The sequence below is a fragment of the Bacillus sp. AFS088145 genome (assembly GCF_002564465.1).
GTDB lineage: Bacteria > Bacillota > Bacilli > Bacillales > Bacillaceae_G > Gottfriedia.
The window spans coordinates 1-3,454 of sequence record NZ_NUUX01000066.1; the positions used below are offsets into that span (position 1 = coordinate 1).

General features: G+C 31.7%; 4 protein-coding genes. 1 reads left to right on the forward strand and 3 read right to left on the reverse strand.

What is annotated here, in order from left to right; translation table 11 throughout:
* Positions 1 to 285 precede the first annotated feature (285 nt).
* Entirely contained in the window at positions 286 to 462 is a 177-nt protein-coding gene (locus tag COI44_RS24350) for a hypothetical protein (RefSeq protein ID WP_179887243.1), read from the reverse strand.
* A gap of 162 nt (positions 463 to 624) precedes the next feature.
* Here COI44_RS24350 and pdaB point away from each other — a divergent pair, with 162 nt between their 5' ends.
* Positions 625 to 1,392, forward strand: a complete 768-nt coding sequence (gene pdaB, locus COI44_RS23590; protein WP_098430049.1) for a polysaccharide deacetylase family sporulation protein PdaB — start codon at positions 625 to 627, stop codon at positions 1,390 to 1,392.
* A gap of 21 nt (positions 1,393 to 1,413) precedes the next feature.
* Here pdaB and COI44_RS23595 read toward each other — a convergent pair whose 3' ends face one another.
* Both COI44_RS23595 and COI44_RS23600 read right to left on the reverse strand, forming a co-directional pair.
* Positions 1,414 to 2,001, reverse strand: a complete 588-nt coding sequence (locus COI44_RS23595) for a KinB-signaling pathway activation protein (protein WP_098430050.1) — start codon at positions 1,999 to 2,001, stop codon at positions 1,414 to 1,416.
* 193 nt (positions 2,002 to 2,194) lie between these two features.
* Positions 2,195 to 3,256 (reverse strand): Mrp/NBP35 family ATP-binding protein, encoded by a 1,062-nt coding sequence (locus COI44_RS23600; protein ID WP_098430051.1) that lies wholly within the window; start codon positions 3,254 to 3,256, stop codon positions 2,195 to 2,197.
* Between the last annotated feature and the right edge of the window lie 198 nt (positions 3,257 to 3,454).

Sequence of the window (3,454 nt, forward strand, 5' to 3'; positions counted from 1 at the left end):
TAGTTTTCAAAGTTCACTTCATCGCCCGTAAGCGACTTTTTAATATTACCATTTTGCAATATAGCCTGTCAACATTTTTAAAAATTATTTTTTAATTTGTTGAATCAGTTTTTGTTGTCGTTGAAGACAAGAAATAATATACCACGTATTGAAATATAACGTCAACACAAAAATTGATTTTTTTAAATCTTTTTCATGGACTAAGTGAACAAGCCTCATGTGATAGCGAAAATGGAAATCAATGAAGCTTTTTACTCCCTAAACCATTATTAAAGTGAAAAACTCCTATAGCGGTAATCTATTATACACTTCATATAAGATTTTCTTCTTTTTGACCATTTCACTTTTTACTCTTTCATTTAAGTTTTGAGATGATAACTCTTTATCTAATTCATATAGAGAGCGTATTATGAGCGATTCGATCTCTAATACATGCTCCCTATTTAGAAGCACTCCAAACATAAACACCACTCCATGGCACTTTCATCTTTATACGCTTTTAAGAAAATCCCAATTTTATTGTTCCAATACTTAAAACATTTAATCATTTCGTTTTATAGCATACAAGCTTACTAAATTTCATATCCTTTATATAAGAACTTGGACAAGAAAGAAGGCGATTTTATGCTTTTTTACTTTTACATCACTTCAAAAAGGAAATTAAAACAATTTTCTTTAATTACTATTATTGCATTTTTCACAGCTTGCTTAGTTTATATACAAGCACCTAAAACATTTTCAACTTTTTCAACCAACAAGGGGCCAATGGCAATATACAAAGGTGATGCCTCACAAAAAAATGTATCTCTTACTTTTGATATAAGCTGGGGAGATGAAAATGTACTCAAAGTTTTGGACGTATTACGAAATCAAAAAATTACGAATGCCACCTTTTTCTTATCCGCATCATGGGCAGAGCGACATCCAGAGATTGTTGAAACAATCGTTAAACAAGGTCACGAGATTGGAACACTTGGGTATCGTTATAAAAGCTACACCCAGCTAACTCCAGTTGAAATGCAAAGAGATTTAAATAATTCAGCAGAAGTATTTAACCGTCTAGGCGTAAAAGACGTTAAGTTATTTAGACCACCAAATGGTGAATATAATAAAGAAGTTATAAAGCTTGCTGCACGCAACAATCTTTCTGTGATTCATTGGAGTGTTAATACTGAAGACTGGAGAAATCCTGGAACAAATAAAATTGTTAAAAGCGTAGAAAGTAATACTGATCCGGGCGACATCATTTTGCTTCATGCAAGTGATTCAGCACTTCAAACGCCAAAAGCATTGCCATTAATTTGGTCCTACTTAAAAGACGAAGGATATAAAAACATAACTGTTTCTCAAATGATATCTAATACTAAAACTAATATTAAAATTGTAAAATAAAAAAGCTAAGAGATGTTTCTCTTAGCTCTTTAGTATTTTGTGTAGAGTTAATAACTGATACGCATTACAAATAAATAATGGTACTAACATTAGAATTAACCACGAAAGATCATTCTGTCTTAATGCAGGAACCCATTCAACGATTGTAACGACAATCATAAAAAATAAAGCTGGAATAAACGCCCCTTTGTTTGTTTCTTTCATTTTTATATAAGAAACAATCAAACTACCTACTAAAAGCACTATTGGGAATATTAAATATACAGTAAAAGCTTCTCCATGCGCATACTCTTTAAATCGAAAATAAGCTAAATCAAATAAAGCGAATATGATTAATACAATTTGAACTGTATTCCATAATGACTTAAATAAGCCTAATCCGAATCTATGTATTGTCAAATATGCAAAGAATCCCATCTGACTTACTGCACTGAAGACTAATCCTAATATAAATAAAAATGATACTTCTACTAGAAGTTTAATAAATCTAGCATCTTGAACATAACCTAAATACTCTTTATACCCATAAAGAATACCCGTTATGATTGTTGCGATTCCACCAACTAGTAATGTTGTTAAAAATAATCGAACCAATTTCCGACTCGTCATTCGTTTCTTAATCCCCCGTTTTCACAAAGCTTCTGATTTTGTTCTTAAATTAACGATTCATATAAAACTTTATTAACTATTTAATCAATATAAATACCCTAATAATTTGAATTCATGTCTAAATATTAGCAATAGTTATCGTATAACCATTGCTAACAAAAAACAAGCATACAAATTAAAAGGGTATTGTTTATTATTTATTTAATACGATTTTTTCGACTACTTGCTCAGCAATCGACGTATAGATTTTACCATTTGGGTGATCTTTATCATATATTGAAGGAGCAAAGTCCTCTTCATCCCAATCAGGCTGCTGTAAAGGTAATTGTCCTAATAGAGTTGTTTGAAGCTCTTTTGCAAGCCTTTCTCCTCCACCTTTACCAAAAACATACTCTTTTTCGCCAGTTTTTTTACTTTCAAAATAACTCATATTTTCTACAACACCAATAATTTCATGATTTGTTTTTAATGCCATTACTCCCGCTCTAGCTGCAACAATTGAAGCTGTAGGATGTGGTGTTGTAACAATTATTTCTTTACATGATGGTAACATGCTATGAACGTCTAACGCTACATCTCCAGTACCTGGTGGTAAATCTAGTAATAAATAGTCTAAATCTCCCCATTCCACTTCTGTGAAAAACTGTTGTAGCATTTTACCTAGCATTGGACCTCTCCAAATAATTGGTGAATTATCTTCTACAAAGAATCCCATTGAAATAACCTTTACTCCAAAACGATCGACTGGAATGATACGCTCACCCCTGATCACAGGTCTTGTCGTAATTCCCATCATATCCGGTACACTAAAGCCATAAATATCAGCGTCAATTATACCTACTTTTTTACCTAATCTTGCTAAAGCAACAGCTAAGTTTACAGAAACAGTTGATTTTCCTACTCCACCTTTTCCACTTGCGATCGCTAAAAATTGTACTTTTTTATTATCTAATAGTGAAAGTGTTGAGTTTTCATCATTTTCTTTAATAAACTGACCTTTTTCTTCTTCTGTAATTTCAGTAAATCGAATTCCAACTGTTTCAGCACCATTCTGCTTTAATAACTGAACAATTTGTGTTTGAATTTGCATTTGTTCAGCTGTGCCCGTTTTCAACAATGCAATTTTAACGCTTACATGTTTCTTCTCTTCTTTTATCGATATTTCTTTAACAGCATCTAATTCTACTAATGATTTATTTAAAAATGGCTCATTAATTGTACCTAAAAGTGATAATACTTGTTCATTGGTAAGCATATTTACACCTCGTTATCTTAATATACTAAATAGTATAACACATGTATCATAGTTAGTCTTAAGTAACATTAATTAGTTAGTAAAAATGAAAACCACCGAATAATTCGGCGGCTCCTTATCATAGATGAAGTACAAAAAATATGATTTTCAAGCTAATTGAAAACGTTTGTCTTTCGAGGCACGAAGTCTGTGCGGAGC